The following is a 1,108-nucleotide window of genomic DNA, read 5'->3' as shown; positions in this document are numbered from 1 at the left end:
TCGGGATCCCGGTCATGAAGTTCGAGAAGGGGGCGTGAGCCCCCTGTTTCCCACGCGGGGAAATCGAGGTGGAAGCGCAAGCTTCCACCTGATATTGTGTAGGAAACTTCACCTGATCACTACATGTACCACAAACCGATCCAGCTCGATGTCTTCCCGACCGACGTGCAGATGCGCCGGATCGATCCGGCGCGCAACATGCGTCGCTTCTATCGGCTGAGTGTGCAACGCGACCTCTTCGGTCGCGCCAGCCTGGTGCGCGAGTGGGGTCGGATCGGCTTCCGTGGCCAGATGATGATCGAGACCCACCCGGACGAAGGCAAAGCGATCACCGCGTTGATGAAGCTCGCAGCAGTGAAGAAGCGGCGGGGCTATGAGGCTCTGCACTCAGGCAATTAGTCTTGATCGCATTGATTGCGATGATTACACTCCTCTCAGGAGGATATCATGGCAAGCATCACCATACGGAACCTTGACGATGACGTGAAGAGGCGCCTTCGCATCCGTGCGGCCGAACATGGCCGCTCGATGGAAGAGGAGGCGCGCGAGATCTTGCGCCATGTCGTCGGCGAAGCGAAGCCTACCCACGATCTCGCCGCGGCGATCCGCGCGCGTGTCGCGCCTCTGGGCGGCGTTGATCTCGACCTTCCGCAGCGTGAAGCCATGCGCGAACCGCCCATGTTCGACCAGGCCTGACGCATGATCATCCTCGACACGAATGTCATCTCCGAGCTGTTGCGCCCGGCCCCGGAGCCCAAGGTCGAACACTGGCTGTCCGCGCAGGACGGGCTGAACGTCTACCTGACCTCGATATCGGAGGCGGAGCTGCGCTATGGCCTCGCGATCATGGGGAACGGCAAGCGCCGCGCCGCGCTGGTTGACGCCGTGGACCGTATCCTGCGCGAGGACCTCGCCGGTCGCATCCTGCCCTTCGACAGCGACGCCGCGCAGTCCTTCGCCACCATTGCAGCCTCACGTCGCGCCGCCGGGCGGCCGATCGCCCAGGCCGATTGCCAGATCGCTTCCATTGCCCACACCCGTGGTGCCACCGTCGCCACGCGCAACACGCCTGACTTCGAGGGCTGCGAGATCGACCTGATCAACCCCT

Annotated in this window: 3 protein-coding genes; all 3 read left to right on the top strand. The window is 63.2% G+C overall.

Translation table 11 applies throughout. The features are described from left to right. Positions 1-123: 123 nt before the first annotated feature. Entirely contained in the window at positions 124-399 is a 276-nt protein-coding gene (locus tag C5F46_RS16185) for a WGR domain-containing protein (protein WP_107326312.1), read from the top strand. Between the two features lie 48 nt (positions 400-447). Then, positions 448-696 (top strand): FitA-like ribbon-helix-helix domain-containing protein, encoded by a 249-nt coding sequence (locus tag C5F46_RS16180; protein ID WP_107326311.1) that lies wholly within the window; start codon positions 448-450, stop codon positions 694-696. Between the two features lie 3 nt (positions 697-699). Further along, the coding region (locus tag C5F46_RS16175) for a type II toxin-antitoxin system VapC family toxin (RefSeq protein WP_107326310.1) at positions 700-1,108 on the top strand (409 nt) is incomplete at its 3' end.

This window comes from Phaeovulum veldkampii DSM 11550, assembly GCF_003034995.1.
GTDB lineage: Bacteria > Pseudomonadota > Alphaproteobacteria > Rhodobacterales > Rhodobacteraceae > Phaeovulum > Phaeovulum veldkampii.
The sequence above is the reverse complement of the archived record's forward strand: the minus strand, read 5'-3'. Positions and strand labels throughout refer to the sequence as shown.

What these genes read in the sequence shown, in the direction of transcription:
- C5F46_RS16185 (WP_107326312.1), top strand. Translation starts at nt 124, where the DNA reads ATGTACCACAAACCGATCCAGCTCGATGTCTTCCCGACCGACGTGCAG.
- C5F46_RS16180 (WP_107326311.1), top strand. Translation starts at nt 448, where the DNA reads ATGGCAAGCATCACCATACGGAACCTTGACGATGACGTGAAGAGGCGC.